Source organism: Gluconacetobacter dulcium, from assembly GCF_014174165.1.
Taxonomy (GTDB): domain Bacteria; phylum Pseudomonadota; class Alphaproteobacteria; order Acetobacterales; family Acetobacteraceae; genus Gluconacetobacter; species Gluconacetobacter dulcium.
This window is the reverse complement of sequence record NZ_JABEQN010000016.1, coordinates 26,337-52,903: the sequence shown is the minus strand read 5'-3', so window position 1 is coordinate 52,903 and position 26,567 is coordinate 26,337. Positions and strand designations below refer to the sequence as shown.

The following is a 26,567-nucleotide window of genomic DNA, read 5'->3' as shown; positions in this document are numbered from 1 at the left end:
TTTTTTTCTCGTCCCGACCTGTGCGCGGCATGACGGAGCGCGCTGTTGTCGACCCCCCGCGTGGCGGCGGGCTGGCCGTGCTGGCGCGGCCGGCGCTGATGGTGGCGGCCTGCATCGCGGTGGGGCTGGCGCTGCGCCATGCGCCGGGCCTGCGGGGGATGCTGGGCGATACCGCGCTGCTGCGGGACGGCATGGCGGGGCGGATGGTCTTTCTGCTGGTGGGGTCGGCGATCTGCGCCGTGGGGCTGCCGCGCCAGCTTGTCTGTTTTGCCGCTGGAGTGGCGTACGGTGCGCCCGAGGGGATCGTGCTGGCCAGTCTGGCGACGCTGGCGGGGGCGGCCGGCGGGTTCGGCTGGGCGCGCGGGGTCGGGCGGGCGAGCGTGCGGCGGCGGCTGGCCGGGCGGCTGGCCCGGCTGGACGGGTTCGTGACCGCGCATCCCTTCACCGCCATCCTGACCATTCGCCTGCTGCCCGTGGGCTCGGCGCTGATGCTGAACCTGCTGGCCGGGGTTTCAGGGGCGGGGTTCGTGCCGTTCATGCTGGCGACGCTGCTGGGCAGCCTGCCGCAGACGGTGGTGTTCGTGCTGCTGGGGGGCGGTGCCCGGATCGGGCATGGCTGGCAGGTGGGGCTGGCGGCGGTGCTGTTCGCCGGGTCCGGGGCGCTGGGGCTGTGGCTGGCGCGGCGCATGGCGTCGCGGGGTGTGGCCCCCGAGGCGCGTTCCCCCGAGGCGCGTGCCCCCGGTGTGCCGTGAACGTGCCATCTTGTGGCCCCGTTCCCCCCGTCTGATCGGGGGGTGGGCGGTGTCGCCGGGGCTGTTGCGTGTATGCACCGCGTCAGGCGAAATGCAGCCTTACAGTATTTATATGATGAAATCCGGTGACACGCTGAGATAGTAGGTCCCGACGATCTCAAATGGAGTGCCGCCGATGGCGCCACCTGCGATAGCCGCGAGATCCGACGATGCCCCTGCCACCGCTTCCGTTGCCCGGCCCATGAACTGGATTGCCATCCTGCTTGGGTTCCTGACGGCTGTGGGGCCGGTATCGACGGATATCTACCTTCCCGCCTTCCCGGCGCTGGAAGCGTCGCTGCACGCCCAGGCGGGCTCGGCTGAAATGACGCTGGCGATCTGGTTCGTCGGCCTCGCGATCGGGCAGATCACGATGGGGCCGCTCTCCGACCGGTTCGGGCGGCGCATGCCCATGCTGGTCGGCACGCTGATCTATACGCTGGCCTCGGTCGGCTGCGCCCTGGCGGGGGATATCTGGACCTTTTCCAGCTTTCGCCTGCTGGCGTCGCTGGGGGCGTCGGCCAGTCTGGTGATCCCCAGTGCCTGCGTGCGCGATATCTCGTACGGCAACGAGGCCGCGCGCCTGATGTCGCGGCTGGTGCTGGTGATGGGCGTGGTGCCGGTGCTGGCGCCGACCATCGGCGGCTTCGTGCTGTCCTTCACCACCTGGCGGTCGATCTTCTGGGCCTCGGCGGCCTATGGGCTGGTCTGTACCGTGCTGGTGGCGCGGGTGCTGCCCGAAACCCTGCCGGAGCGCGAGCGCAGCATTCTGTCCCCCCTCGCGCTGGCCACGCGCTATGTGATGCTGGCGCGGGACCGGGGGTTCATCACCAATGCCATGATCGCCGGGTTCGGCTGTTTCATGTCGTTTACCTATCTGTCGGCGGCGCCTTCGGTCTTCATCCATCTGTTCGGCTTCACGCCCGCCGGGTTCGGCATGCTGTTCGGCGTCTTCGCCGTCTGCATGATCGGGGCCTCGCAGATCAACGGCGTGCTGGTGGGGCGGATCGATGCCGGGCGCATTCTCGGCATGTCGGTGGGGACCGCCGTGCTGGGCACGGTGGGGATGCTGGTGGTGTCGGTCGTCATGGCCTTCGCGATCCGTGGCGGGACGACGCCGCATGGGCTGGAGCTGGTGCCGCTGGTCCTGACGATGATGGTCGCGCTGGGCACGACCGGCATCATCGGGCCGAATGCCGCCGTGGGGGCGATGGCCGACCATCCGCGTCTGGCCGGCAGCGCCGCCGCCTTCATCGGCACGCTGCAATATGTGCTGGGCGCGATCGCCGGCGCCTTCGTCGGCATGCTGCCGCGCACCACGCCGGTGCCGATGGCCGGCGTGATGCTGGTGGGCGCCATCATCATGCTGGTGATGGTGCTGCTGCGGCCCGCGCGCCCGGCGGCGGGCGAGGCGGAGGCCGAGGCCCATATGGCCGGAGAGGCAGCGGGCGCCCCGCCCATGGTGCATTGACCGCCCCCTGGAGGCATCCGTCGGGCTTGCGGGCGATGGCGGGGGCGGGCTAGCTACAGCGCGGCGATTTTTTCCGACCCGGACGGCTGGTCCTGGCCGGCTTTTGCCGTGGAATCGGTTTACGACGGGATGGATTTGGACACGGACATGACGACCGCCACGATGGACCTGAAGCAGCACATTCGCGGCATTCCGGATTTTCCGAAGCCGGGTATCCTGTTCTACGATATCTCCACCCTGATGCGGAACGCGGATGCGTGGCAGGTGGCGATGGGGCGGGTGACGCACGCGGTCGCCCCCTGGGCGCCGGACATGCTGGCCGCGATCGAGTCGCGCGGCTTCCTGACCGCTGCCCCGCTGGCCAGTCGGCTGGGCTGCGGGCTGGTGATGCTGCGCAAGCCGGGCAAACTGCCGGGCGAGACGGTCTCGCACGCCTACGAGCTGGAATATGGCAGCGACACGTTGCAGATCCAGGCCGATGCCATCGTGCCCGGCCAGCGCGTGGTGGTGATGGACGACCTGCTGGCGACGGGTGGTACGCTCGCGGCCTCGATCGCGCTGCTGCGCAAGGTCGGCGCGGAGGTCGTCGGCGCCTCGGTGCTGGTGGAACTGCGGGCGCTGGGCGGCCGGGCGCGGCTGGATGTGCCGGTCAAGGCCCTGGTCACCTACGACGACTGAGAGACCGCCGGCACACTTATCCTGCCGGCGATCCGGCGGGTGTTTCCCGCGCTCTGCTCCGGGGCGCGGAAAGACCCGGCGGACATGCCGTTGCGCGCCACGCTCGCCTGTCGGCCCGGTTTTTCAAACAGCCTCTGACCGGTGATGATGGCGCCGTCGCTCCGGTGAGCCGGAAATACAGTTTCATCACCTCTGTTATTCGTTTCGCCGTACTGTCAGCGGATGGCACGGTGTTCTAATGATGTTTCAATAAGGGAAGTGAAGCCACCGTCCGGCGGCGGGTGCGGTGCGGGAGTATGATGCCGGGATGAAGAGCCGTGAGCCGTCGCTGACCTTTGACCTGGCCCGGCTGCACGATCTGTGGTCCCAGATCTGGTCGGGCGTTCCCCGCCGGCAGGACCGCCTGCGCTGGCTTTACGCCCCCGACCTGCTGACCTTCGGTTATGCGCTGCGCACCACGATCACCTCGCTGATCGCGCTGGGTATCGCGCTGTGGTGGGAACTGGGCAGCCCGCAATGGGCGGCGCTGACCGTGTGGATGGTGGCGCAGGGCTCGCGCGGCAAGAGCGTGGCCAAGGCGCGCTGGCATCTGTTCGGCATGGTCGTCGGCACCATCTTCGCCGTGGCGCTGGTGGCGGCCTGTCCACAGCAGCCCCTGCTGCTCATCCTGCTGCTGGCGGTGGGGATCGGGCTATTCTGCTTTGTAGGCACGCTGCTGCCCGGCCCCGCCACCATGACCAATTACCGCATTCACGGGATGCGGGCGAGCGGCTTTACCTACGCCATCATCGCGCTGGACGGCATTGCCGATCCGCAGCATATCTTCGCCATCGCCATGGCGCGCGCGACCTACATCGTGCTGGGCATCGTGCTGGAAAGCACGGTGTCTTCGCTGTTCCAGTTCCGGCTGGGGGAGCGGGCGCGCGATCGGCTGGCCCATAATTTCCTCACCTCGATCGACGGGGCCGCGCATGCGCTGGCCGATCTGCTGGGCGGGGACCAGCAGGCCCTGACGCGGGTGCGGGGCGTGTTTTCGACCATTACCGCGCTGAGCGACCAGATCGAGTTCGCCGAGGTGGAACTGGGCCGCCATCATGGCCATGAAGGCGACCATGCCCGTGCCGCGCTGGCGCGCGTGGCGGTGCTGCTGTCACGCGGGCTGGACCTGTCGGCGCTGCTGCACACGCCCGGCCGTGTGGAGGGCGATACGTTCAGCACCACGGCGGCGTCGGTGCGGACGTTCCTCCTGGCCCTGCCCGAGCGGTTGCAGGCCGGGGATACCCAGCCCACCCTGCTGCAACTGGCGGGACTGCGCGCCACCTGCCGCCAGGTGATCGCGGATTCGCTGGGGGCCGAGATGGGCAGCGATACCCGGCCGCCGGCAGGCGTGGACGAGGCGCGGAGCTTGCAATGGCAGCGCATGCTGCATCATGCGCTCGATGGCATGCTGGAGGATCTGGAAGGGGCGATTACCCAGTTCGAAGCCAGCATGCACCCCCTGCCGCACGACCATTTCCATTATCGGATCAAGACGTTCCGTGACTGGCGGCTGGCGGGCGCCAACAGCCTGCGTGCCTCGATCACCATCTTCGGTGCCGGGGTGATCTGGATTACCACCGGCTGGTCGGTCGGGCTGCTGTTCCTGATGTTCGTCTCGATCGTGTGCAGCCTGTTCTCGACGCTGGAGAAGCCGGCCCTGGCGACGCAGGCCTTTCTGACCGGGGCGTTGTGGGCGGTGGGCGTGTCGGGGGTGCTGGTGCTGTGGGCGCTGGCGACGCCCTCGACCTTCGAAGTGCTGGCCTTGTGCCTCAGCCTGCCGATGCTGGCGGGCGGGCTGGCCTTTGCCTATCCCACCATCGTCCTCGCCGCCGTGTCGTACAACCTGTTCCTGCCCATTCTCATCGGGCCGGACAATCAGGGGCGGCTGGACGAAATCACGTTCTTCAATACCGCCATGCCGCTGATCTTGGCGCTGTGGTATGCGATGTGGTCGTTCCGGCTGGTGTTGCCCAACGATATCAATGCCATGCGCTGGCAGATGCGGACCGAGATCCTGAAGGGGCTGCGGCAGGTGGCGCGGTCGGCGAATCTGCCGACCACCGTTTTCGTGGTCGAACGGAACGTGGACCGCTTCGTGCGCCTGCTGACCAATGCCGGCGAGACGCCGGAGCCGGTGATCGATGCCTATCTGCAAGGCACGCTTTCGGCGATGACGATCGGCCTGAATGTCATCCGTCTGCGCCGAATCCTGGCGCGCAATCTGCTGCCGGCCGCCGCCACCCAGGTGATCGAGGCCATGATGGGCCGGATGGAGCAGTTCAGCGGTCGTTATGGCGGCCATTACGGCCGGACCGCCCGCGCGGCCAAGCTGGCCAGCCAGCGGATCGCGGCCGAGGCCGGGCAGGAGCCCAATCTGGGCGTGCGGATGGAAATGGACCGCGCCCTGGCCAGTCTGGACGTGATTTCCTACGAACTCGACGCCAACCGGCTGTTTTTCGATGCGTCCAGCCCGTACATGGATACCGCTTTTGGCTGAGAGCCTCGGCGAAAGGCAAGGGCGTTGCCCTTGACCCACCAAAGGGCATCGCCCTTTGGAAACCCGGTCGTTGTTGCGTGGTGGGGAGGGGGTTGGTCTTTAGCCCTGCCTGGCGACGAAGCGTTCCAGCCAGTGGATGGTGTAGTCGCCCTTCTGGAATTCGGGATCGTCCAGGATCTTGCAATGCAGCGGAATCACCGTCTTGACGCCGTCGATCACGAATTCATCCAGCGCGCGGCGCATCCGGGCGATGGCCTCGGGCCGGGTGGGGGCGTGGACGATCAGCTTGCCGATCATGCTGTCGTAATAGGGCGGCACGCGATAGCCCGCATACAGCGCGCTGTCGATGCGCACGCCCAGGCCGCCGGGGGGGTGATAGACCGTGACCGTGCCCGGCGTGGGCATGAAGGTCGCCGGATCCTCGGCATTGATGCGGCATTCGATGGCATGGCCGCTGAAGGTGATGTCCGACTGCTCGTAACCCAGCGGTTCGCCGGCGGCGATGCGGATCTGTTCGCGCACCAGATCGACATCGCAGAGCATTTCCGTCACCGGATGTTCCACCTGCAGGCGGGTGTTCATCTCGATGAAACAGAACTGGCCGTCCTGGTAGAGGAATTCGAGCGTGCCGGCGTTGCGGTAGCCCAGCTTGCGCAGCGCCGCCGTGGCGGTGGCGCCGATGGCGTCACGCTGCTCGGCGGTGAGGGCCGGCGAGCCGGCTTCTTCCAGCAGCTTCTGGTGGCGCCGCTGGAGCGAGCAGTCGCGCTCGCCGAAATGCACGACGTTGCCATGGGTGTCGGCCAGGATCTGCAACTCGATGTGCCGGGGCCGGTCCATGTATTTTTCGAGATAGACCTCGTCATTGCCGAAGGCGGCGCGGGCCTCGGTACGGGCGACGCTCCACGCCTCGTCCAGCTCGTCGGCGGTCCGGGCGACCTTCATGCCGCGCCCGCCGCCGCCGGCGGCGGCCTTGATCAGCACCGGGTAGCCGACCTGGGCGGCCACCGCGCGAGCCTCGTCCAGGTTGGCCAGCGCGCCGTCCGAACCGGGCACCAGCGGCACGCCGAGCGCGCGCATGGTGGTCTTGGCGGTGATCTTGTCGCCCATCATCCGGATGTGCTGGCCGGTCGGCCCGATGAAGGCCAGGCCGTGGGCCTCGACCGTCTCGGCGAAATCGGCGTTCTCGGACAGGAAGCCGTAGCCCGGATGGATCGCGTCGGCACCGGAGATGGTCGCGGCCGACAGGATGGCCGCGACGTTCAGGTACGACTCACGCGAGGAGGGCGGCCCGATGCATACGGCTTCGTCGGCCAGGCGCACATGCATGGCATCGGCATCGGCCGTGGAATGGACCGCGACCGTGCGGATGCCCATTTCGCGGCATGCGCGCAGGACCCGCAGGGCGATTTCGCCACGATTGGCGATGAGGATCTTGGAAAACATTACTCGATGACGGCCAGGGCTTCGCCGAATTCGACCGGATCGCCGGAGGCGACCAGCAGCTTCCTCAGCGTGCCGGCGCGGGGGGCCTTGATCTGGTTGAAGGTCTTCATCGCCTCGATCAGCATCAGGGTCTGCCCGGCGGTGACGCTCTGCCCTTCGGTGACGAAGGGGGGCGAACTGGGGTCTGGCGTCAGGTAGGCCACGCCGACCATCGGGCTGGTGACGGCGCCCGGATGCTTGGCCGGGTCGGCCGGCGCGGCGGCCACGGGCGCGGCCGCGATCGGGGCGGCGGCCGCGGCGGCCGGCACGGCATGGACCACGCCGGGTGCTGCGCGGGCAACGCGGATGCGGTTGTCCTTCTCCGCGATCTCGATCTCGGTCAGGCCGGTTTCGGTCAGAATTTCAGCCAATGCCCGAATGGCATCCGCGTCCACGAGCAGTCGGCTCATCGGTCGTTCTCGTCCAGAATCATGTCTGTCATCGCCTGAAGCGCCAGGGCATAGCCGCGTACTCCCAGGCCGCAGATGACGCCTGCGGCCGCGCGGGAGCAGTAGGTGTGATGCCGGAATTCCTCGCGGCGATGAATGTTGGAGATATGGACCTCGATCACCGGCAGCTCGACGGCCAGCAGCGCGTCGAGCAGGGCGATTGAAGTGTGGCCGTAGGCGGCCGGGTTGATAACGATCCCCTGCGCGCGGTTGCGGCATTCATGGACCCACGACACCAGCTCGCCCTCGCCGTTGGTCTGGCGAAAGTCGATACCGACATCCAGTCGCTCGGCAGCCTGGATGCAGATCTGTTCCACGTCGTCCAGGGTCGCGCGACCATAGACTTCGGGCTGGCGCATTCCGAGCATGTTCAGGTTGGGCCCGTTCAGGACCACGATCAGGGGGCGCTTTATCATCACAGGCGCCGTAGCACGCTCTTCGGCCGGTTCCAAGAGAATGATCGCGCGGGCTTCGATGTCCTGCCCGCCGGCCGGAAAAGAGGCGGCAGTAATGAAGGCTGAAAATTGCCATAATTCGCCGCGAAAACGTGATCCAGCGCGGGAAAACCGTGGCGGCATGAACGCTTTGCGGCCGCCCGCGCCGGTATCGTGGCGGAAAAAACTGGACTCGGTGGTGACAGGACTGCTCTATTGTGGTCCGATACTGGATCACCGATCCCAAAAGGACTGGAAACGCATTGAAACTGCATCGGACAACGCGAGGAATGCGAATGGGTGGGCAGGCGATGCTGTCGCTGCTCTGCCTCGTTTTCTTCATGTCCGCCGCCAGTGCCGCCTCCACTGCCCCTGAGGGAACGGCGGATGCGGCGGTGTCTGCCGGGGGTGTTTCCGATGCGCCGGCGGCGGGGGACGATGGCCGCCCGGTGACGGCGTGGGCGGCTTCGGTCCGCGCGGCGCTGGCGCGGCGGTCCCATAGCATCGCGGTTGCCGGTCGGTCCGCGCTCGCATGGTCCGAGCAGGGCGTGGCAAGCTGGTATGGCCATATGCGCCGCCCTCGTCGCCATGTGGTGGGCCGGACCTCGTCGGGCAGCACGTTCGACCCCAAGGCGCTGACGGCTGCGCATCCGACCCTGCCGATGGGAACGAAGCTGCTGGTGCGTTCGCAGGAAACCGGCCGGTCGGTGGTGGTGACGGTGAATGACCGTGGCCCGTTCCATGGCAGCCGGATCATCGACCTCTCGCCTGCCGCGGCGGCCCGACTGGGGATGCTCAGTGCCGGGACCGCCCACGTTGTGGTTCAATCGGCTTCGGCCGTCGAAGTCGCGCAGGCCGAAGCGTCGGACAGCAGCGCCGATGCCATCGCCGCCGCCGGGCCGAGCGCCGAGCGCCGCGCACCGGTCGCTCCCCGCCACCGCTGACCGGCATCTTCCGGTCCTCCGGGCTCCGACGCCTTCGGCTTTGCCGACGGCTGGGGGCTTACGGGGGGCTTGCGGGGGTCGGCTCGGGGCCTTTGGCGGCGCGGGCGCGGGCCATCTCGGCTTCCAGCCCCGCGTTGAGTTCCGCCCCCAGCATGATGACGTAGGCGGTCACGAAGAACCACATCATCGTTGCCGCCACCGCGCCCAGCGGCCCGTATGTGGCGTTGTAGGGGGCGATGGTGCCGATATAGTAGGAGACCCCGAGCGACGTGACGATCCAGATCAGCGTCGCCGCGCAGGAGCCGGGCAGGATGTGGCGCCATGGGACGGCCGGGCGGCTTGGCCCGAGCCGGTAGAGCAGGGTGCAGGCCACCAGCACGAACAGCAGCAGCAGGATCGGGCCGCCCATCTGCACCAGCAGTTCGACCGACCAGGGTGGCGGCGCCAGGCCGAGGCGCTCGGGGAGGAAATTGATCAGGACCGGCAGCGCCACCATCACCGCCAGCGTGAGCACCGCGCCGCAGATCGCGCACAGCGTCATGCCGATCGCCACCATCTGGAAGCGGATGAAGCCCCGCGTCTCGGTGGTGCCGTAGGCGATATTGACGGCGGAGATGATCGAGCGCGTGGCGGCCGAGGCCGACCAGAGCGCGATGCTGGTCGAGATGATCAGGTTGAGCGTCAGCGACGAATGGGGTTCGGCCGCCAGGGTGTGGATGCGTTCGCCGATCAGGGTGAAGGCGGCGGGCGGCAGCAGGTGCCGCAGCAGGTCGAGCTGCGGTTCCACCGTGTCCGGGTCCAGCACCAGTCCGTAAATCGAGATCAGGGTGCTGATGGCGGGGAAGAGGGAAAGCGTCGCGTAGAACGCGCACCCCGCCGCCGCCAGGGTGATCTGGTCCGATGTCAGGTTGCGCAGGATGCGGCGCAGGACCGGCCGCCAGAGTTGCCGCGGATCGATGGTCCCAGAGGCGAGGTGCTCAGGGGCGGGATGTCCAGGAGCGAGATGCTCGGATTTTTCGGGCTGCGGGACGATCAAGCTGGCTCCGTCGGTCGGGTAGGGGGCGGCCTGCGCCCCAGGGTGGGCGGCCATCGCCCGGCGGGTCTGCACTACCTAACGAAAAAACATGCGGAGGGGACGATTTTTCTGTTGCGCGCCGAATGCTTTGCCCCCATATGCGCTCTCCACGCAACAACGCACGTGCCACTGGCCCTCTGAGGTTACGCAACGACGTCAAGCGTTCTGGCAATTGGGGGTTCTTTGGAACCCGGTTCTGGTCGCTGGTCCGTTAGACCGTTTCGCAACACCTGTCCGGCTTTCGTCCCGGATGGATTTCACAGAAGGGATTTGGGTGCGATGACTCCCAAAATCGCCCATTTTCTGGCGGAGCATGCGCCCGCCACGCCTTGCCTCGTCGTCGATGTCGATCGCGTCGAGGCGCGCTATCATTCGCTGCGGCATGTGCTGCCGCTGGCGCGCATCTATTATGCCGTGAAAGCCAATCCGGCGGAAGCGATTCTGCGCCGGCTGGTCTCGCTGGGCTCGGCCTTCGATGCCGCGTCGTGGGAAGAGATCCGCATGTGCCTCGAGGCCGGGGCGCAGGCGCGGGACATCTCGTTCGGCAATACCGTCAAGAAGGTGTCGGCGATCGCCAATGCCCATGCGGCCGGTGTGACGATGTATGCCTTCGACTGCATCGAGGAACTGGAGAAGCTGGCCCGCCATGCTCCGGGGTCGCGCGTCTATTGCCGCCTGATCGTCGAGAACGAGGGTGCGGAATGGCCGCTGTCGCGCAAGTTCGGCACCACGCTGGACAGCGCGCGCGACCTGATGCTGCGCGCCCGCGACCTGGGGCTGGACCCGTATGGCCTGTCGTTCCATGTCGGCAGCCAGCAGACGACGACCGATGCGTATGAAGCCGCGATCGCGCGGGTTGGCATGCTGTTCACCGACCTGGCCTCGGCGGGGCTGAACCTGCGCATGGTCAATCTGGGCGGCGGCTTCCCGATCCGCTACCGCGAGGACGTGCCGGAGATCGACCGGTTCGCGCTGGCGATCAGCCATGCGATGACCGAGCATTTCGGCAATGACCTGCCGGAAATGATCGTCGAGCCGGGCCGCTTCATCGTCGGCGATGCCGGGGTGGTGTCGTCGGAAGTCGTGCTGGTGACCAATCGCGGGCTGAAGGACGATACGCGCTGGGTGTATCTGGATATCGGCCGGTTCGGTGGTCTGGCTGAGACCGAGGGCGAGTCGATCCGCTATGGTATCCGCACGCCGCATGATGGTGGCGCGACGGGGCGGGTGGCGATTGCCGGCCCGACCTGCGACGGCGCGGACATCATGTACGAAAAGGCGCCCTACGCCCTGCCGCTGGATCTGGCGTCGGGCGACCGGATCGAACTGCTGTCGACCGGGGCGTATGTCTCGACCTACTGCTCGACCCGGTTCAATGGTTTCGCGCCGCTGACCGAGCATTATATCTGAAGTTGGCAGGCCCCCTTTCGTGGGGGCCTTCGGTGGGCAGTCTCCTTGCGAAACCCGTCGCCTCTGGCGACGGGTTTTGTGTTCAGGGGGGTGTCGGCAGTCATAATAAAACCATCTTCCTGGGATTTTCTGGCATAGGTCGCTGGTTGACCCCAAGCGTGCCGGTATGCGGAAGCAGGACCGGAGAGGTCCTGTTTTGTATGGACGATCTCATGACGCGCGCACGGGAACGATCCATTTCCATGGGTCAGCCGGTTTCTTCCTCAGGTGGATCATCATCAACGGTCGAGGCAGCTATGCTGGAAAGATCGCAGGCGCGCGCGCGGGAAAAGGTCAGCGTTCGCGCGATGGCGCATTCTCTCATCGTCGTGTGTGGCGATGGCGCGCGCGGCGTGACGATGCGTCATATCGCCCGCTGCCTGGATCAGGATCTGCCTGACGATGTTCTGTTCTGGCTGAAGGTCCGTAATCAGATCGACTGGCTTATGCGGACCAGCCGGCGCGAGGGCGACAGCATTCAGTAATTACGCATCACGATTGGGTTTCCAAAGGGCGATGCCCTTTGGCGGGGTTCGGGGCGGCGCCCCGACCTGAAGCCATCTGCGCAGCAGGCGATTGGCGGGTGTCGAGACCAGCCTGTCGGTCGCCCGTCCCAGCAGCCAGGACAGGGCGAAGGCGGGCGGAAACCAGAGCCAGCCTGTGCGCATGGCGCCGCCGCTGAGGTGGAACAGGCCGACGAGCGGGAACACCACGAACATGTGGGTCAGGTAGATTTCGTAGCTCATGAAGCCGTAGGAGCGCAGCCATCGTGTGCCGTGCATCAGGCGGTGTTGCCCCCAGCCCCACTGGAAGGCGACCAGCAGCAGGGCGCAGCCGAGGGTCAGCACCAGCATCGTCATATTGCCCAGCAGGCTCCAGAGTGCATGTTCCCCAAGGAAAACAGCCAGCAGCGCCAGGAGGGCGAAACAGCCCGTTGCGTTGACGATGCCCGCACGCGGCGCGGGGCGGCCGGCGACCGTCACCGCCGCGCAGACACCGGTGGCGATGGCCGCGAGTCCGGGCAGGTAAGCCTTTTCCCGCCAGATCTCCGGAGCGTTGGCCAGGGCGTCGAGGGCGAACGGCAGCGACAGGGCGAGGAGCGCGAACAGGCTTGTGCGCAGGCGAGGGATGCTTGCCAGGCAGAGGCAGAGGGCTGGAAAGCCCAGATAGAAGAGTTCCTCGATCGACAGGGACCATAATACGTCCCAGCCGCCCGGCAGGTAGCCCGTGTGCCCTTCGTACCAGTTCAGGTGCATGGTCAGGGCGGAGACGATCGCGCGCGGCAGGGTCTGGTCGGCGCGGGTGATGGTGTAGTCGGGCACGCCGAGCAGGTCGAGCACGGAGAGGATGGCGACCAGGACCAGCAGGCAGGGTGCGATGCGGGCCAGCCTGCGGGCATAGAAGGCGCGCGGGTCCAGCGTGGACAGGGAGCCCGAGCGCCGGATCGTGTGGCTGGTGACGAGGAAGCCCGACACGACGAAGAACAGGAACACGGCTTCGTAGCCGAACCAGCTGAAGAGGCGCAGGAGCGGCAGGGGGACGATTCCGGCGAGGCCGGTCTTCGCCAGGGGAATTCGCAGCGCCATGTGGTGCGAGACGACGAGGAGGATCGACGCGCCGCGCACGAGGTCGATGCCGGGATTGCGGCCGTCGAGCGTGCCGGTTCCGGCGGCGGCGTTGGTCATCTATTCGACGGCGGCGCGCAGGCCGGCGCCGGCGGCCAGCGGGCAGAGTGGGAGCGCGCCGGCGAGGAAGGCGCCCAGGAGTTCCAGATCCGGCCGCCAGGAGAGGCCGGTCTGTGCGGCGTCGAGCGCCGCCGCGCCGAAGATGAGGGCGGGGGTGGCCAGCGGCAGCACCAGCAACGGCAGCAGCACGCCGCCCCGGCGCGCGCCCAGCACGATCGACGCCGCCATGCCGCCGATCAGCGACAGGATTGCGGTGCCCAGCGCCAGGCCGCCCAGCAGGATCGGCAGGACCGGCAGCGGCAGGCCCAGCATGATGGCCAGCGGGGCGGCGGCCAGCAGCAGCGGCAGGCCGGTGGTGAGCCAGTGCGCGATCATCTTGGCCAGCGCCACCAGGGCAGGCGGCAGGCCGGACAGCATGAGCTGGTCCAGCGAGCCGTCTTCCAGTTCCGACCCGAACAGGCGGTCCAGCGGCAGCAATGCGGCCAGCAGGGCGCAGACCCAGACGATGCCGGGGGCCATGCGGCGCAGCAGGTCCGGCGACGGGCCGAGGGCGAGGGGGAACAATGCGCCGGCGAGAATGAAGAACAGCACCGCCCCCAGCGTGTCGGCGCCGTGGCGCAGCGCCAGACGCAGGTCGCGCCCGATGACGGCCGCCAGCAGGGCGGGAATGGATGCGCGCATGGGTCTGGCTTTCATGACCACGACCCCATATCGAGTTCTTCCGCGGCATCGACGGCGATGGCGCCGGGGAGGGCCAGGGTGCGTGCGTCGGGCAGGGGCAGGGGGACGTGGGTGGTCGCGATCACGATTCCGCCAGCCTCGCGGTGGGTCTTGAACAGGGTTTCCAGCAGGCCGATGGAGCGTGTGTCCAGCCCCAGGCTGGGTTCGTCGAGCAGCCAGAGCGGCGCACGGGACAGCACCACCCGCGCCAGGGCGGCGCGGCGCTTCTGCCCGGCCGAGAGCATGCGGGCCGGCAGGTCGGCCAGGGGCAGAAGATCGAGCGATTCCATGGCCTGCTCGGGGTTCGATCCGGCCGCGCGGGCGGGCAGGGCCAGGTTCTCGCGCAGGGTCAGGCCGGGTTTCAGGGCGTCCTGATGGCCCAGATAGGCTACGCGTTCGGCATGGGCGGTGCGGTCGGCCAGGGCGTCGATCCCGGACCACAGGACATGGCCGCCTTCCGGTTTGCGCAATCCTGCGAGAACGCGCAGCAGGGTCGACTTTCCTGCACCGTTCGGGCCGGTCAGCAGCAGGGCCTCCCCGGCGTCCAGGCGCAGGCCGACCCCGTCGAGAACCAGTCTTTCCCCCCGAAAAACAGAGATATTTTCGACATTCAGCAGCGGGCTGGCAGGGGGGCGGGAGGCAGGGATGGCGATCGTCCTCGGCTTGTGGGCGGCGGCGGCGGGGGGACGACGGCCCGCCCCCCCCCGCGTTCTTGTTACCGGGGTCAGCTTGTGTCGTCACCGCGTCCGGGTATGTTCTACGACCGTTGGGAGATCAAGCCGGTTGTCCAGAGGGAACACACCGCCTTCATATGCGAAGAACGTGCCCCGATTGGATGATCCGTCGCTGACGCCACGGAGGAAAAACCAATGAAGTCGGTTGGGCACGATTCAATCAAGACAGGCCGCACGCTGAACGTAGACGGCAAGACCTATCATTATTTCTCGATCCCGGAAGCTGAGAAGACCATCGGCGATGTGAAGCGCCTGCCGGTCAGCCTCAAGGTTCTGCTGGAAAACATCCTGCGTTTCGAGGATGGCCGGTCGTACAGCGTCGAGGACGCGAAGTCGATCGCCGGCTGGCTGCCCTCGGGCAGCAGCACGAAGGAAGTTCCGTTCAAACCCTCGCGTATTCTGATGCAGGACTTCACCGGCGTGCCCGCCGTGGTCGATCTGGCCGCGATGCGCGACGGTATCCTGAAGCTGAAGGGCGACCCGCAGAAGGTGAACCCGCTGGTGCCCGTCAACCTCGTCATCGACCACTCGGTGATGGTGGACGTGGCCGGCACGCCCGAGGCATTGCAGGACAACGTCACCATCGAGTTCGAGCGGAACGGCGAGCGTTATGCCTTCCTGCGCTGGGGCCAGGAAGCGTTCGAGAATTTCTCGGTCGTGCCGCCGGGCACGGGCATCTGCCATCAGGTGAACCTGGAATATATCGCCCAGGTCGCGTGGACGGCCGATGTCGACGGCAAGAGCTACGTCTATCCCGACACGCTGTATGGCACCGACAGCCACACCACGATGGTCAACGGCCTGGGCGTGCTGGGCTGGGGCGTGGGCGGGATCGAGGCCGAGGCCGCGATGCTGGGCCAGCCGATCGCGATGCTGATCCCCGATGTCATCGGCTTCAAGCTGACGGGCAAGCTGCCCGAGGGCGCGACGGCGACCGATCTGGTGCTGACCGTTACCCAGATGCTGCGCAAGAAGGGCGTCGTCGGCAAGTTCGTCGAATTCTTCGGCCCGGCGCTGGATCACCTGCCGGTGGCCGACCGTGCGACGATCGCGAACATGGCCCCGGAATATGGCGCGACCTGCGGCTTCTTCCCGGTCGATCACCTGACGCTGGATTACCTGCGCCAGACCGGCCGTGACGAACACCGCATCAAGCTGACGGAAGAATATCTGAAGGCGCAGGGCATGTTCCGCACCGCGGAATCGCATGAGCCGGTGTTCACCGACACGCTGGAGCTGGAGCTTTCGACCGTCGTGCCGTCGCTGGCCGGGCCGAAGCGTCCGCAGGACCGCGTGACGCTGAAGGATGCGACCGGCGCGTTCGAAACCGAGCTGACCGGTGGTCTGGGCGTTCCCGCCGCCGACGCGCACAAGAAGGCCAAGGTGGCCGGCACGAACTACGAGATCGGCCATGGCGACGTGGTGATCGCGGCGATCACGTCCTGCACCAACACCTCCAACCCGGCGGTGCTGATCGCGGCCGGCCTGGTGGCCAAGAAGGCGCGCGCGCTCGGCCTGAAGCCGAAGCCTTGGGTGAAAACGTCGCTGGCGCCGGGTTCGCAGGTCGTCACCGACTATCTGAACCGTGCCGGCCTGACGGAAGAACTCGACGCGCTGGGCTTCAACACCGTCGGCTATGGCTGCACGACCTGCATCGGCAATTCCGGCCCGCTGGAGCCGCATATCGTCGATGCGATCGAGGGCAACAAGCTGGTCGCCGTTTCGGTGCTGTCGGGCAACCGTAACTTCGAAGGCCGTATCTCGCCCAACGTGCGCGCCAACTATCTGGCCAGCCCGCCGCTGGTGGTTGCGTACTCGCTGCTCGGCACGATGCGCGAGGACATCACGACCGTGTCGCTCGGCACCTCCAAGGACGGAAAGCCGGTCTATCTGAAGGACATCTGGCCGACCAACAAGGAGATCGCGGACCTGATCGGCTCTTCGATCAACCGTGAAGAGTTCATCAAGCGGTACAGCCAGATCGGCAAGGGCACCAAGGAATGGCAGGCCCTGAAGGTCGCGACCGGTTCGGAGACCTACAAGTGGGACCCGACCTCGACCTACGTGCAGGACCCGCCGTATTTCCAGGACATCACGCCGGAGCCCAAGCCGAAGGGTGACATCGTGGGTGCCCGCGTGCTGGCGCTGCTGGGCGATAACATCACCACCGACCATATCTCGCCGGCCGGTGTCTATCTGAAAGAGCACCAGGTTTCGGCGAAGGATTTCAACTCCTACGGCTCGCGCCGGGGCAACGACCGCATCATGGTCCGTGGCACCTTCGCGAACATCCGCATCAAGAACGAGATGCTGCCGGGCACCGAAGGGGGCCTGTCCAAGCACTTCCCCGATGGGAAGGAAGGCTCGATCTACGATGTCGCGATGGAATACAAGGCCGAGGGCGTGCCCCTGGTCGTGTTCGGCGGCAAGGAATACGGCATGGGGTCGTCGCGCGACTGGGCGGCGAAGGGCACCCTGCTGCTGGGCGTTCGCGCCGTGATCGCCGAGAGCTTCGAGCGCATCCATCGCTCCAACCTGGTCGGCATGGGCGTGCTGCCCCTGCTGTTCAAGGATGGGACGACGCGCAAGTCGCTGAACCTGAAGGGTGACGAAATCATCGACATCAGGGGGCTGGAGACCATCACTCCCCGGATGACGATCGACATGGACATCACCCGTGCCGACGGCACCAAGGAAACGGTGCCGCTGCTCTGCCGCGTCGATACGCTGGACGAGGTCGAGTATTACCGGCATGGTGGCATCCTGCAGTATGTGTTGCGCGGGATGACTGAAGCTGCCTGAACGGTCTTTTCTTCCGTCTGACGAGTCTGGCGCCGGCCCGGGGAAACCCGGGCCGGCGTTTTTTGCTGGGTCCGTCCTGCGGGCCGATCAGATCCGCAAGGTCTTTGACGGCCATGCGGTGCTGGGGGGCATCTCGCTGGATATGGCGCGGGGCGAGCTGGTTTCGATCATCGGGCCGTCGGGCTGCGGGAAATCGACCTTCCTGCGCTGCCTCAATTTTCTTGAAATCCCCGATTCCGGGATGGTGGAGATCGCCGGCGTGACGATTACGCGCACCGGTGGACGCTGGACCCGCCAGGAAGAGGATGCCGCCCATCGCCTGCGCGCGCATGTCGGCATGGTGTTCCAGTCCTTCAACCTGTTTCCCCATCGCACCGTGCTGGACAATGTGATGCTGGCCCCCGTGCAGGTGAAGCGCGTGCCGGCCGAGGCCGCGCGCGCCGAGGCGCTGGCCCTGCTGGACAAGGTGGGCCTGTCCGCCATGGCCGCGCGCTATCCCGACACGCTGTCGGGCGGGCAGCAGCAGCGCGCGGCCATTGCGCGGGCGCTGGCGATGCGCCCCGATGTGATGCTGTATGACGAACCGACCTCGGCGCTCGATCCCGAACTGGCCGAGGAGGTGCTGTCGGTGATGCGCACCCTGGATGACGAGGGGATGACCCAACTGGTGGTGACGCATGACATGCGCTTTGCCCGCGCGGCGTCCGACCGGGTGGTGTTCATGGATGGGGGCGAGATCGTCGAGGCCGATGATCCCGACCGGCTGTTCGTGGACCCGCAGGACCCGCGGACCCGGAAGTTTCTGAGGTCCGTGCTGTGAAGGGCGTGGTGGGCCTGCTGCTGGCGCTGGTGGCGATGGTTTTCTCCGTCGCCGGCCATGCCGCGCCCTTGCGCTGGGCGTCGGATGCCGAAGCCAATGTGCCGTTCGTCTTTCACGATCCGGCCGACCAGTCGCGCCTGACCGGGTACGAATACGAGATCGCCCAGGCGATCGCCCGCCGGCTCGGCCGGCCGGCCCTGTTTGTGCAGAACGATTGGGATGGGTTGATCCCCGGCCTGCAACGCGGGCTGTACGACATGGTGATCGACGGAATCGAGATCACGCCCGAACATGAGCAGGGGGTGCTGTTCAGCCGCCCCTATTACATGACGACCGAGCGCATCACCGTGCGCCGCGACCAGCAGGGGCTGGACACGCTGGCGGCGTTGCACGGGCATGTGGTGGGCACGCTGAAGGACACCACGGCGGAGCGCATGTTGCAGGCCGACCCGTCGATCCGCATCCGCGCGTACGAGGAAGAGACCAACGCCTATACCGACCTGAAGAACGGGCGGCTGGATGCGGTGCTGCTGGATGGCACCATCGCGCTCTATTACGGATCGCCGGACCCGGACCTGAAGCTGGTGGGCGAGCCGATCGGGCAGGTGGCCTATGGCGTGGCCTTCGCCCAGGGCAATACCGCGCTGCGCGACCAGGTGAACGCGGCGCTGGACGGCATGATGCGGGACGGCGAACTGCACCGGATCCTGGCGCGCTGGAAATTATGGACGCCCGCGATGGCCGCCCTGACCGGCGATGCCACGACCCCCGATATCGCGCCCGATGCCTGGGACCATTACCGGGCCGCCACCGCGCCCGCGACGGGCTGGCGGGCGCGCTTCGACCGCTATGTCAGCTTTCTGCCGCTGCTGCTGCATGGTGCGGTGCTGACCTTCGCGGTGTCGGCCTGCGCCATGGTGCTGGCGGTGGGGCTGGGGTTGGCCCTGGCGCTGATGCGCCGTTACGGCCCGCGCTGGCTGGGGGCGCTGGCGACGCTGTATGTGGAGATCGTGCGCGGGACGCCGCTGCTGATCCAGATCCTGTTCATCTTCTATGCCCTGCCGGGGATCGGCCTGCGCCTGTCGCCCTTCGTGGCCGGCGTGCTGGCGCTGGGGATGAATTATGCGGCGTATGAGGCCGAGAATTACCGCGCCGGGCTGCAATCGGTGGCGCGCGGGCAGATCGAGGCCGCCATCGCGCTGAACATGACGCATTTCCAGGCGCTGCGCTTCGTCGTGGTGCCGCAGGCGGTGCGGATGGTCATTCCGGTGATGACCAACGATTTCATTTCGCTGCTCAAGGACTCCTCGCTGGTCAGCGTGATCACGCTGACCGAACTGAGCCAGACCTACGTGCGGCTGTCTTCGACCTATTACGATTATTTCGGCACCGGCCTGCTGATCGGCGTGGCGTATCTGCTGCTGGGCCTGCCGTTCGTGCGGCTGGCCCGCATGGCCGAGGCGCGGTTTCATACCGGGCGCCAGCGGCGCGGGCATATCTGATCGCGGCGACTTGATGCGTCTGGCACATGTCGGCGGTGTTTTATGTCACGTTGTGCATAAATGGCTGGAAGCTTAAAGAAAACCAGTCGAAGACAATCCGAAAATCATGTGGTCATGGATCTGCTATCCGCTCTGCACAGTTTTGTTCGCGTCGCTGCTACCGGCTCGTTTTCCGCTGTTTCGCGGGAAACCGGCGCCAGTCAGCCAACAATTTCGCGCCATATCGCGCTGCTGGAAGCGCATTATGGCGCCACCCTGTTCGCGCGGACCACGCGCAGCCTGATGATGACCGAGGATGGGCGCAGCCTGCTGCCCCATGCCTATGAAGTGCTGGAAATCCTGGAAACCGCCGAAACGGCGCTGGGGCGTCGCCGGGCATCGGTCTCCGGGCTGGTGCGGCTGGGGGTGACCACGGCGTTCGGCCTGTACATGACCGCGCGGATGGGCGAGTTGCTGGACAAGCATCCCGATCTGGCGGTGGAACTGATCATGCGCGACGGGTTCGGCGACCTGGTCGAGGAAGGGCTGGACCTGGCCGTGCGCGTGGGCGAGATCGCGGAAGGGTCGCTGATCGCCCGGCGCCTGGGCACCGTCAAACGCATTGCGGTGGCCAGTGGCGATTATCTGGCCCGGCGTGGCACGCCCGTTCATCCGCGCGACCTGCTGAACCATCCCTGCATTGCCTATACCTATGGCGGCACGCGCCATGACTGGCATTTCGAAGGCAATGGCGAGGAAAGCGTGGTGGCCGCCAGCGGCCCCTTCCGCGCCAACAGCAGCGAGGCGGTGCATCGGGCCACGCTCGCGGGGCTGGGGATCGGTCTGCTGCCGGCCTTTCAGGTGCGGGAAGATATCGCCGCCGACCGGCTGATCCGCCTGTTTCCGGAATGGACCGTGCCGGAAATGCCGTTCTATGCCGTGCATACCGGGCCGCGCACCCTGCCGCTGCGGACGCGCACGGTGCTGGATTTCCTGATCGATATTTCGGACGTGCTTCGGTAGGGGAGCGTCTTCTTTTTCTGAAGAAAAAGAAGCAAAAAGACTTTTATTCGTTCAGGAGCCTTGGAGCGGGCAGGCTCTGAGGCTCCTGAACGGCGCGTTTATTCCCCCGGCAGGACCGATGCGGGGTCGCGGCTGGCGCGCACCAGATCCGGGCTGCCGTTGGTGAGGTCGCCGTGGAAGCCGCGCCGCAGCATGGTCGTCCAGCCTTCCATCCAGTTGTTGGCGGCATTTACGAAGTGCTCGGCGCCTGGGTGCTGGGGCAGTTCCTGTTTCAGCCACTGTTCCGGCGGGGCGGGCAGGGTCATGGTGCCCTTGCGGGCCGGGCTGAGCAGGATGGTCACGTTCTCGATATTCGCGCCGCGATCGGCGGCGGCCTCGGCGTAGTTCCAGGTGGCCACCAGCATCACGTACGGGATCGGGAAGCCCAGGACGTGCAGGCGATTGAACGCGGTCTGGATATCCACGCTGTCGCTCAGCGGCTGGCCCTCGATCTGGACGTGGCTGGTGAACCAGCATTCCATCACCTTGGCATCCGACGGGACGATCTTCGAGAGGTAGTTCCGGTCGTCGTGGCAGCCGTTATTCATGGCATCGACGGTCGAGGTCGGCAGGGACTGCGTGCTGGCGCGGGCGATGATCACGCCGGTCACGACGCCGCCTTCGGCACGCACCAGCACGTTGCTGAGCAGTTCGCCATGCGGGCCGCTCTGCGTCGTCAGCACCGGGTGCCAGGTGCCGGCGGGCAGGGGCAGGATACGGCCGGCGAAGGGAATGGCGCCGCCGAGGTCCGAGGTGATGGGCGGGGCCGCCAGTTGCGGGCCGCCCGCCGTCTGCTGGCCATTGTCGGGCGCGCCTTCCGCCGGCGGGGCGGGAGGGGGCGCGTCGGGCGGTGCGTCGGGTGCGGCGGCCTGCGCCAGCGGGGGCGGGGTGCGGCCCAATGTGTGGTTGATGCGATCGAACATCGGTCGCAGGGCCGCGATCCGCGTCAGATACGCCGGCGGATACAGCAGCGACAGCGCCGTGAAGAGCGGGATGCAATAGAGCATCGCGCGCCAGATCGGCGCGCGGCGCCAGAGACGGGAAGCTGCGGACATTCAGGTCGCCGTAAGGGAAAAGCGGGTCAGCGCAGGACGCGGGCCCGCTGGGCCTCGGTATCGTTGGCGATTTCGGCGGTGACGCCGTCTTCGCCGGAAACGACGCGCACCATTTTCGCCCCTTGCTGGCGGGCGGAAATCAGCGAGTCGCTCATCATGTCTTCGATCGACCGTACCAGGTCGCGGGCGCTGGCGGCGGCGCCCATCTTGCTCTGGCGACGCATGACCTCGAACAGCAGCGACGCGTCGATGCCGCCCGTCTCGACCTTCAGGCCGTAGCTTTCGATCATCGCCTCGATCTCCAGCGCCGCGACGCGGGCCACGTCCAGCCCCGTCAGCGCGCGGAAGACGAAGATACGGTCCAGGCGGTTCAGCACCTCGGGCGCGAAGCCGGCCTGGCGCAGGGCCTCGACCGACTCGGCGCGCATGCGGTCGGGTTCGTCGGCCAGGCGGTCGGCGATCTCGGACAAAGCATCGGTCGCGATGTTCGAGGTCAGCACGAAGATGGCGCGGACGGTGGAAATCTGCTGGCCGGTGGAAGCCTCGGTAACGTGACCGTCGTTCCACGCGGTGAGGAATTTCTTGAAGACATCGGGGTGGGCCTTCTCGATTTCGTCGAGCAGGACGACGGCATCGGGCTTTTCCTTCAGGCCGCCGGTCAGCTTGCCGAACGTGTCGGAGCCGACATAGCCCTTGGGCGAGCCGAAAAGCTGCGTCGCGGCGTGCGGCGAACTCATCTGCGTCATGTCGAAATGCAGCAGCGGGCGGTCGAGCTGGCGGGCCATCTGCTTGGCCAGGTAGGTTTTGCCGGTGCCCGGCGGCCCGGCCAGCAGGAAGATGCCGACCGGCTTGCCGCGCACCTGCAAGGCCATGCGGCGGCGCAACTGGGCGGCGATGTCCTCGCAGACCTGGTCCTGGCCGATGACCCGCGCGCGCAGGCCGGCCGCCAGTTCCTCGGCGTCGATCACGGTTTCTTTCTGCTCGCGCGCCATCATTTCTTCCAGCGCGGTGCGATTGGTCAGCCTGGCCAGTACATCCATCATCCACCCCCGTCGGCGCCGTAGCCCCTTGCGCGCCAGCCGTTCGGCGCGGGTCTCGAACATCATGCCCGCCAGGACCAGCAGGCTGCTCCCGCCCATCAGCACCGGAAAGGCCGGTGCACACCATTCCATGAAATGCGTCAGGCTGGCGAGGGAAAGATGCAGCGAGGCCGCGGCCTGCAAGCTGGCGAGAATCAGAAAAATAACCATCATGACCGGCATCAGCCGGTTCAGGGCGGGCAGAAGAGCCTTCATTGGACGATCACATCCAGAACGAGCATCTGGTCCCGGTGAATGACCGGCAGCGGCGTCGGCCCCAGGACCGTGATGGCCCCCGGCGCCACGCCGGCCGGGCCGGGATCGGAAACCGGCGCGATATCGACCTCGCCGGAAATGCGGATGGGCAGCAGCACGGTGCGCGGCCTGGGAGAGAGCGGCACGGTCTGGGTGATGCCGCCCGAACTGACGCTCACGACGCCGCCGGTCCCGGCTTCGTCATAGATCGGCATCTGCACCAGCCGGTATTCGCGCTTGCGGATGCCGGCCAGGATGCGGGCCTGCTGGTCGGGCGGAAGGCCCGATTGCTGCAAGGCGCGCGGCGCGTTGTCGGGCGCGATCATGGCGAATTGCTGGGTGCTGGTCAGCGCATTGGCGCCGGCGGCGGCGCCATGGGCGGCATCGCTGACGATCGGGGCGGGAACGGGGGCCGGGTGCTCGCTCTGGGTGGCCATGCGGGCGCTGAAGCCGGCGACGACGATCATGCCTGCCGCCAGGCCATACCACAGGGGCCGGCCTTTGCCGGGTCCGGCCTCATCGGGCGCGGCGCGTGCTTCGGGGTCGGGCGTCTGCCTCATCCGGGCATCATGCGTGTGCCTCATGCGATTGGGCAAGCAGGCAAACGAGGACGTGATTGTAATGTAATGTAGCCCCTTGGTTCCGTCGTGGCATGCACCTTGCGGCCGCGTGCGTTATCGCCTATATCAGCGTCATTCCTTCATCTTCCGCTTTTTTGGGGGGTGGCCTTACCGGCCGCCTTTTTTGTTTTGGACGTAGACCTGCCTCACCTCACCGGCCTGGACGCCAAGGTGGCCGCCCTCGTGGCGCCCGTCCTGGCCGATATGGGATTCGAACTGGTCCGCGTGGCGATCCTGGGCCGGGAGAGCCCGACGGTGCAGATCATGGCCGACCGCGCCGACGGCAGCCTGATCGCGATCGAGGATTGCGAGCAGATCAGCCACGCGGTGGGCGCGGTGCTGGATATCGAGGACCCGCTGCCCGGCGCCTGGACGCTGGAAGTGTCCTCGGCCGGGATTGACCGTCCGCTGACGCGGGCGAAGGACTGGAACCGGTTTGCCGGGCATCTGGCCAAGGCCGAGGTGAATATCCCGATCGACGGCCGCAAGCGTTTCTCGGGCATCCTGCTGGGTGCCGAAGATGGGCTCGGCCGGTTGCGGCTGGAAGATGGAACCGAAGTGGCGCTGCCGCTGTCGGACATGCGTCGCGCGCGGCTGGTTCTGACCGATGAACTGATCGCCGCCAGCGCCCATATGATGGGGGTCTCCGACGACGGAGCCCCGGAAGACCCTGTCCCGCCCGGCGAGAAGCCGGCGCGCAAGACTCACTGAGACGTCCTGGAGGTTCTGATGGACACGTCCGTTTCCCGTCCCGAACTGCTGCTGGTGGCGGATGCCGTCGCGCGCGAGAAGGCGATCGACCGGGAGGAAGTCCTGGAGGCGATGGAGCAGGCCATTCAGAAGGCCGGGCGCGCCAAGTACGGGCATGAGAAGGACATCCGCGCGACCATCGACCGCAAGACCGGCGATGTGCGCCTGTCGCGCTGGACCGAGGCCGTGGAGGTCGTGGAGAACGAGGAAACGCAGATCCCGCTCCACATCGCCCGCAAGTTCAAGCCCGAGATCCAGTTGGGCGAGCATCTGGTCGACCCGCTGCCGCCGATCGATTTCGGCCGCATCGCGGCGCAGACCGCCAAGCAGGTGATCGTGCAGCGCGTGCGCGAATATGAGCGCAAGCGCCAGTTCGAGGAATTCAAGGACCGCGTGGGCGAGATCGTGAACGGCACGGTCAAGCGCACGGAATACGGGAACCTGATGGTCGAGATCGGCAGTTCGGAGGCGCTGCTGCGCCGTGACGAGCTGATCCCGCGTGAGAGCTTCCGCAATTCCGACCGCGTGCGGGCCTATATCTATGACGTGCGCGACGAGCCGCGCGGGCCGCAGATCTTCCTGTCGCGCACGCATCCGGCGTTCCTGGCCAAGCTGTTCGCGCAGGAAGTGCCCGAGATCTATGACGGCATCATCGAGATCAAGGCCGTGGCCCGCGATCCGGGGTCGCGCGCCAAGATGGCGGTGATTTCGCGCGATGCCTCGATCGATCCGGTCGGCGCCTGCGTGGGTATGCGCGGGTCGCGCGTGCAGGCCGTGGTGCAGGAGCTTCAGGGCGAGAAGATCGACATTATTCCGTGGAGCCCGCAGGCGGCGACCTTCGTGGTCAACGCCCTGGCGCCGGCGGAAGTCAGCAAGGTGGTGATGGACGAGGAGGCCGGGCGCGTCGAAGTGGTGGTGCCGGACGAGCAGCTCAGCCTGGCGATCGGCCGGCGCGGGCAGAATGTCCGTCTGGCCAGCCAGTTGACGCGCTGGGATATCGACATCCTGACCGAGGCCGAGGAATCGGAGCGCCGGCAGGAAGAGTTCCGTCGTCGCAGCAACCTGTTCGTCGAGGCGCTGGACGTGGACGACGTGATCGCCGGCCTGCTGGTGACCGAAGGCTTCCATTCGATCGAGGAACTGGCGTATGCCGAGCCCGACGAACTGGCGGAGATCGAAGGGTTCGACGAGGATGTGGCCGGCGAGCTGGTCCGCCGCGCGGAGGGCTTCCTGGCCCGTCGCGAGGAGGAACTGGACGAGAAGCGCCGTGGACTCGGCGTGACCGACGAGATTGCGGTTCTGGGCGTGTTTTCCAACCAGATGCTGGTGACGCTGGGTGAAAAGGGTGTGAAGACCCTGGACGATCTGGCGGATCTGGCCGGCGATGAGCTGGTCGAATTCCTCGGCGGCGACGTGATCGACGAGGAAGCGGCGAACGAGATCATCATGGCGGCGCGTGCTCACTGGTTCGAGGACGAGCAGCCGGCCGACGCGCAGGAGGCGCCGGGGGCCTGAGCGCCACGGCGTGTCGGGGCAGGCGGGACAGGATATGACGGCGGACGCCGATCTGGAGCCGGAAGACGACGAGCGGGGGCCTTTGCGCCGCTGTATCGTCACGCGGGAGCGTGCGGCGCCTGAGACGATGATCCGTTTCGTGGTCTCGCCCGACCGGATTGTGACACCCGATCTTTCCGCGCGTCTGCCCGGACGGGGAATCTGGTTGAGCGCGCGCCGGGATGTGCTAGAAACGGCCCGGACGCGCGGGGCATTCTCACGCGCCGCCCGGGGTCAGGTCGTCGTTCCGCCCGACCTGGACAAGGTCCTGGAAGCCGGCCTCGTGCGCCGGATGCTGGAGACGGTGGGACTCGCACGACGGGCCGGTCAGGTGACATACGGTTTCGTCAAGGTGCGGGAATGGATAGAGGGCGGTCGCGCCGGTCTGATCATACAGGCCGAGGATGGCAGCCCTGACGAGAGGACGAGGTTATTGTCCGGCGCACGGGATCTGCCGATAGCGGTTGTTCCTACGGCGGCGGGTCTGGGGGCGGCATTCGGCCGTGACCATGTCGTGCATGCGGCGATGTCGCGTGGCGAACTGGCACGGCGCGTGCGCATCGATAGTGAACGTTTTGCGGGGCTGTCCGGCAGGGCGGTTCCGGGTTCGTCGGACCAATCCGGCGAACTTGGGTGAACAG

At 66.9% G+C, this 26,567-nt stretch carries 25 protein-coding genes; 14 read left to right on the top strand and 11 right to left on the bottom strand.

The genetic code is table 11. The annotated features are described in order from the left end of the window. Positions 1–29 precede the first annotated feature (29 nt). Positions 30–752 (top strand): TVP38/TMEM64 family protein, encoded by a 723-nt coding sequence (locus HLH25_RS13245; protein WP_182974514.1) that lies wholly within the window; start codon positions 30–32, stop codon positions 750–752. A gap of 108 nt (positions 753–860) precedes the next feature. Here the strand turns inward: HLH25_RS13245 and HLH25_RS20315 are convergent, their stop codons facing one another. Continuing rightward, positions 861–1,010, bottom strand: a complete 150-nt coding sequence (locus HLH25_RS20315) for a hypothetical protein (protein WP_246402256.1) — start codon at positions 1,008–1,010, stop codon at positions 861–863. Here HLH25_RS20315 and HLH25_RS13240 point away from each other — a divergent pair. From HLH25_RS13240 to HLH25_RS13230, 3 genes are all read left to right on the top strand, one after another. Then, positions 994–2,262, top strand: a complete 1,269-nt coding sequence (locus tag HLH25_RS13240) for a multidrug effflux MFS transporter (RefSeq protein WP_246402253.1) — start codon at positions 994–996, stop codon at positions 2,260–2,262. The genes HLH25_RS20315 and HLH25_RS13240 overlap by 17 nt on opposite strands. Before the next feature lie 147 nt (positions 2,263–2,409). After that, positions 2,410–2,940 carry an adenine phosphoribosyltransferase gene (locus HLH25_RS13235; RefSeq protein WP_182974512.1) on the top strand — a complete coding sequence of 177 codons (531 nt, stop codon included), beginning with the start codon at positions 2,410–2,412 and terminating at the stop codon, positions 2,938–2,940. Positions 2,941–3,247: 307 nt separating this feature from the next. Then, entirely contained in the window at positions 3,248–5,476 is a 2,229-nt protein-coding gene (locus HLH25_RS13230) for an FUSC family protein (RefSeq protein WP_182974511.1), read from the top strand. A 99-nt stretch (positions 5,477–5,575) separates the two neighbouring features. On the opposite strand, the gene accC is transcribed toward HLH25_RS13230, so the two are convergent. The 3 genes from accC to aroQ are packed head-to-tail and all read right to left on the bottom strand — an operon-like array spanning position 5,576 to position 7,823. After that, positions 5,576–6,919, bottom strand: coding sequence for an acetyl-CoA carboxylase biotin carboxylase subunit (gene accC, locus HLH25_RS13225; protein WP_182974510.1), 1,344 nt, complete (start codon positions 6,917–6,919; stop codon positions 5,576–5,578). Continuing rightward, on the bottom strand, positions 6,919–7,368 hold the full coding sequence (locus tag HLH25_RS13220) for an acetyl-CoA carboxylase biotin carboxyl carrier protein (RefSeq protein WP_182974509.1): 450 nt from the start codon (positions 7,366–7,368) through the stop codon (positions 6,919–6,921). Before HLH25_RS13220 ends, accC begins: the two co-directional genes overlap by 1 nt. Next, on the bottom strand, positions 7,365–7,823 hold the full coding sequence (gene aroQ / locus HLH25_RS13215) for a type II 3-dehydroquinate dehydratase (RefSeq protein ID WP_182974562.1): 459 nt from the start codon (positions 7,821–7,823) through the stop codon (positions 7,365–7,367). Before aroQ ends, HLH25_RS13220 begins: the two co-directional genes overlap by 4 nt. A gap of 314 nt (positions 7,824–8,137) precedes the next feature. Between aroQ and HLH25_RS13210 the strand changes: the two genes are divergently transcribed. Then, positions 8,138–8,785: a septal ring lytic transglycosylase RlpA family protein gene (locus tag HLH25_RS13210; RefSeq protein ID WP_246402250.1), complete on the top strand. Its 648-nt coding sequence runs from the start codon at positions 8,138–8,140 to the stop codon at positions 8,783–8,785. A gap of 58 nt (positions 8,786–8,843) precedes the next feature. Here the strand turns inward: HLH25_RS13210 and HLH25_RS13205 are convergent, their stop codons facing one another. Beyond that, positions 8,844–9,875, bottom strand: coding sequence for a YihY/virulence factor BrkB family protein (locus HLH25_RS13205; protein ID WP_182974508.1), 1,032 nt, complete (start codon positions 9,873–9,875; stop codon positions 8,844–8,846). Positions 9,876–10,139: 264 nt separating this feature from the next. On the opposite strand from HLH25_RS13205, the gene HLH25_RS13200 reads away from it, so the two are divergent. Together HLH25_RS13200 and HLH25_RS13195 are read left to right on the top strand one after the other, a co-directional pair. Next, positions 10,140–11,270 carry a type III PLP-dependent enzyme gene (locus HLH25_RS13200; RefSeq protein ID WP_182974507.1) on the top strand — a complete coding sequence of 377 codons (1,131 nt, stop codon included), beginning with the start codon at positions 10,140–10,142 and terminating at the stop codon, positions 11,268–11,270. A gap of 200 nt (positions 11,271–11,470) precedes the next feature. Then, entirely contained in the window at positions 11,471–11,794 is a 324-nt protein-coding gene (locus HLH25_RS13195; protein ID WP_182974506.1) for a hypothetical protein, read from the top strand. Here HLH25_RS13195 and HLH25_RS13190 read toward each other — a convergent pair whose 3' ends face one another. The 3 genes from HLH25_RS13190 to ccmA are packed head-to-tail and all read right to left on the bottom strand — an operon-like array spanning position 11,795 to position 14,361. After that, complete coding sequence (locus HLH25_RS13190; RefSeq protein ID WP_182974505.1) at positions 11,795–12,994, bottom strand: acyltransferase family protein; 1,200 nt, start codon at positions 12,992–12,994, stop codon at positions 11,795–11,797. After that, the gene (gene ccmB, locus HLH25_RS13185) at positions 12,995–13,675 is read right to left on the bottom strand and encodes a heme exporter protein CcmB (RefSeq protein WP_182974504.1); all 681 of its coding nucleotides are present in this window, start codon (positions 13,673–13,675) and stop codon (positions 12,995–12,997) included. A gap of 11 nt (positions 13,676–13,686) precedes the next feature. After that, on the bottom strand, positions 13,687–14,361 hold the full coding sequence (ccmA, locus tag HLH25_RS13180; RefSeq protein WP_456305505.1) for a heme ABC exporter ATP-binding protein CcmA: 675 nt from the start codon (positions 14,359–14,361) through the stop codon (positions 13,687–13,689). 222 nt (positions 14,362–14,583) lie between these two features. On the opposite strand from ccmA, the gene acnA reads away from it, so the two are divergent. The 4 genes from acnA (at position 14,584) to HLH25_RS13160 (ending at position 20,574) form a co-directional block, all read left to right on the top strand. Then, entirely contained in the window at positions 14,584–17,250 is a 2,667-nt protein-coding gene (acnA, locus tag HLH25_RS13175; RefSeq protein ID WP_182974503.1) for an aconitate hydratase AcnA, read from the top strand. 76 nt (positions 17,251–17,326) lie between these two features. After that, entirely contained in the window at positions 17,327–18,070 is a 744-nt protein-coding gene (locus HLH25_RS13170) for an amino acid ABC transporter ATP-binding protein (protein WP_259657243.1), read from the top strand. Between the two features lie 35 nt (positions 18,071–18,105). Next, entirely contained in the window at positions 18,106–19,572 is a 1,467-nt protein-coding gene (locus tag HLH25_RS13165; protein WP_220791814.1) for an ABC transporter substrate-binding protein/permease, read from the top strand. A 114-nt stretch (positions 19,573–19,686) separates the two neighbouring features. Further along, entirely contained in the window at positions 19,687–20,574 is an 888-nt protein-coding gene (locus HLH25_RS13160) for a LysR family transcriptional regulator (RefSeq protein WP_182974501.1), read from the top strand. Between the two features lie 98 nt (positions 20,575–20,672). Here HLH25_RS13160 and HLH25_RS13155 read toward each other — a convergent pair whose 3' ends face one another. Genes HLH25_RS13155 through HLH25_RS13145 form a run of 3 tightly spaced genes read right to left on the bottom strand, consistent with a single transcriptional unit; the run spans position 20,673 to position 23,562 of the window. Further along, positions 20,673–21,668 (bottom strand): hypothetical protein, encoded by a 996-nt coding sequence (locus HLH25_RS13155; RefSeq protein ID WP_182974500.1) that lies wholly within the window; start codon positions 21,666–21,668, stop codon positions 20,673–20,675. Positions 21,669–21,694: 26 nt separating this feature from the next. After that, entirely contained in the window at positions 21,695–22,963 is a 1,269-nt protein-coding gene (locus HLH25_RS13150; RefSeq protein WP_182974499.1) for an AAA family ATPase, read from the bottom strand. Next, on the bottom strand, positions 22,960–23,562 hold the full coding sequence (locus HLH25_RS13145; RefSeq protein WP_182974498.1) for a hypothetical protein: 603 nt from the start codon (positions 23,560–23,562) through the stop codon (positions 22,960–22,962). Before HLH25_RS13145 ends, HLH25_RS13150 begins: the two co-directional genes overlap by 4 nt. Before the next feature lie 162 nt (positions 23,563–23,724). Between HLH25_RS13145 and rimP the strand changes: the two genes are divergently transcribed. Genes rimP through HLH25_RS13130 form a run of 3 tightly spaced genes read left to right on the top strand, consistent with a single transcriptional unit; the run spans position 23,725 to position 26,563 of the window. Next, on the top strand, positions 23,725–24,333 hold the full coding sequence (gene rimP, locus HLH25_RS13140) for a ribosome maturation factor RimP (protein ID WP_375288978.1): 609 nt from the start codon (positions 23,725–23,727) through the stop codon (positions 24,331–24,333). A gap of 18 nt (positions 24,334–24,351) precedes the next feature. Continuing rightward, on the top strand, positions 24,352–25,887 hold the full coding sequence (nusA, locus tag HLH25_RS13135) for a transcription termination factor NusA (protein WP_182974496.1): 1,536 nt from the start codon (positions 24,352–24,354) through the stop codon (positions 25,885–25,887). 34 nt (positions 25,888–25,921) lie between these two features. Then, a complete protein-coding gene (locus HLH25_RS13130; RefSeq protein WP_182974495.1) occupies positions 25,922–26,563 on the top strand; it encodes an RNA-binding protein in 642 nt (213 codons plus the stop codon). The last annotated feature ends 4 nt before the right edge of the window (positions 26,564–26,567 follow it).

Coding starts and splice junctions, on each gene's coding strand:
- HLH25_RS13245 (WP_182974514.1), top strand. CDS start 30: ATGACGGAGCGCGCTGTTGTCGACCCCCCGCGTGGCGGCGGGCTGGCC.
- HLH25_RS13240 (WP_246402253.1), top strand. CDS start 994: ATGAACTGGATTGCCATCCTGCTTGGGTTCCTGACGGCTGTGGGGCCG.
- HLH25_RS20315 (WP_246402256.1), bottom strand. CDS start 1,010: ATGGCAATCCAGTTCATGGGCCGGGCAACGGAAGCGGTGGCAGGGGCA.
- HLH25_RS13235 (WP_182974512.1), top strand. CDS start 2,410: ATGACGACCGCCACGATGGACCTGAAGCAGCACATTCGCGGCATTCCG.
- HLH25_RS13230 (WP_182974511.1), top strand. CDS start 3,248: ATGAAGAGCCGTGAGCCGTCGCTGACCTTTGACCTGGCCCGGCTGCAC.
- accC (WP_182974510.1), bottom strand. CDS start 6,919: ATGTTTTCCAAGATCCTCATCGCCAATCGTGGCGAAATCGCCCTGCGG.
- HLH25_RS13220 (WP_182974509.1), bottom strand. CDS start 7,368: ATGAGCCGACTGCTCGTGGACGCGGATGCCATTCGGGCATTGGCTGAA.
- aroQ (WP_182974562.1), bottom strand. CDS start 7,823: ATGATAAAGCGCCCCCTGATCGTGGTCCTGAACGGGCCCAACCTGAAC.
- HLH25_RS13210 (WP_246402250.1), top strand. CDS start 8,138: ATGGGTGGGCAGGCGATGCTGTCGCTGCTCTGCCTCGTTTTCTTCATG.
- HLH25_RS13205 (WP_182974508.1), bottom strand. CDS start 9,875: ATGGCCGCCCACCCTGGGGCGCAGGCCGCCCCCTACCCGACCGACGGA.
- HLH25_RS13200 (WP_182974507.1), top strand. CDS start 10,140: ATGACTCCCAAAATCGCCCATTTTCTGGCGGAGCATGCGCCCGCCACG.
- HLH25_RS13195 (WP_182974506.1), top strand. CDS start 11,471: ATGGACGATCTCATGACGCGCGCACGGGAACGATCCATTTCCATGGGT.
- HLH25_RS13190 (WP_182974505.1), bottom strand. CDS start 12,994: ATGACCAACGCCGCCGCCGGAACCGGCACGCTCGACGGCCGCAATCCC.
- ccmB (WP_182974504.1), bottom strand. CDS start 13,675: ATGCGCGCATCCATTCCCGCCCTGCTGGCGGCCGTCATCGGGCGCGAC.
- acnA (WP_182974503.1), top strand. CDS start 14,584: ATGAAGTCGGTTGGGCACGATTCAATCAAGACAGGCCGCACGCTGAAC.
- HLH25_RS13165 (WP_220791814.1), top strand. CDS start 18,106: ATGGTTTTCTCCGTCGCCGGCCATGCCGCGCCCTTGCGCTGGGCGTCG.
- HLH25_RS13160 (WP_182974501.1), top strand. CDS start 19,687: ATGGATCTGCTATCCGCTCTGCACAGTTTTGTTCGCGTCGCTGCTACC.
- HLH25_RS13155 (WP_182974500.1), bottom strand. CDS start 21,668: ATGTCCGCAGCTTCCCGTCTCTGGCGCCGCGCGCCGATCTGGCGCGCG.
- HLH25_RS13150 (WP_182974499.1), bottom strand. CDS start 22,963: ATGAAGGCTCTTCTGCCCGCCCTGAACCGGCTGATGCCGGTCATGATG.
- HLH25_RS13145 (WP_182974498.1), bottom strand. CDS start 23,562: ATGAGGCAGACGCCCGACCCCGAAGCACGCGCCGCGCCCGATGAGGCC.
- nusA (WP_182974496.1), top strand. CDS start 24,352: ATGGACACGTCCGTTTCCCGTCCCGAACTGCTGCTGGTGGCGGATGCC.
- HLH25_RS13130 (WP_182974495.1), top strand. CDS start 25,922: ATGACGGCGGACGCCGATCTGGAGCCGGAAGACGACGAGCGGGGGCCT.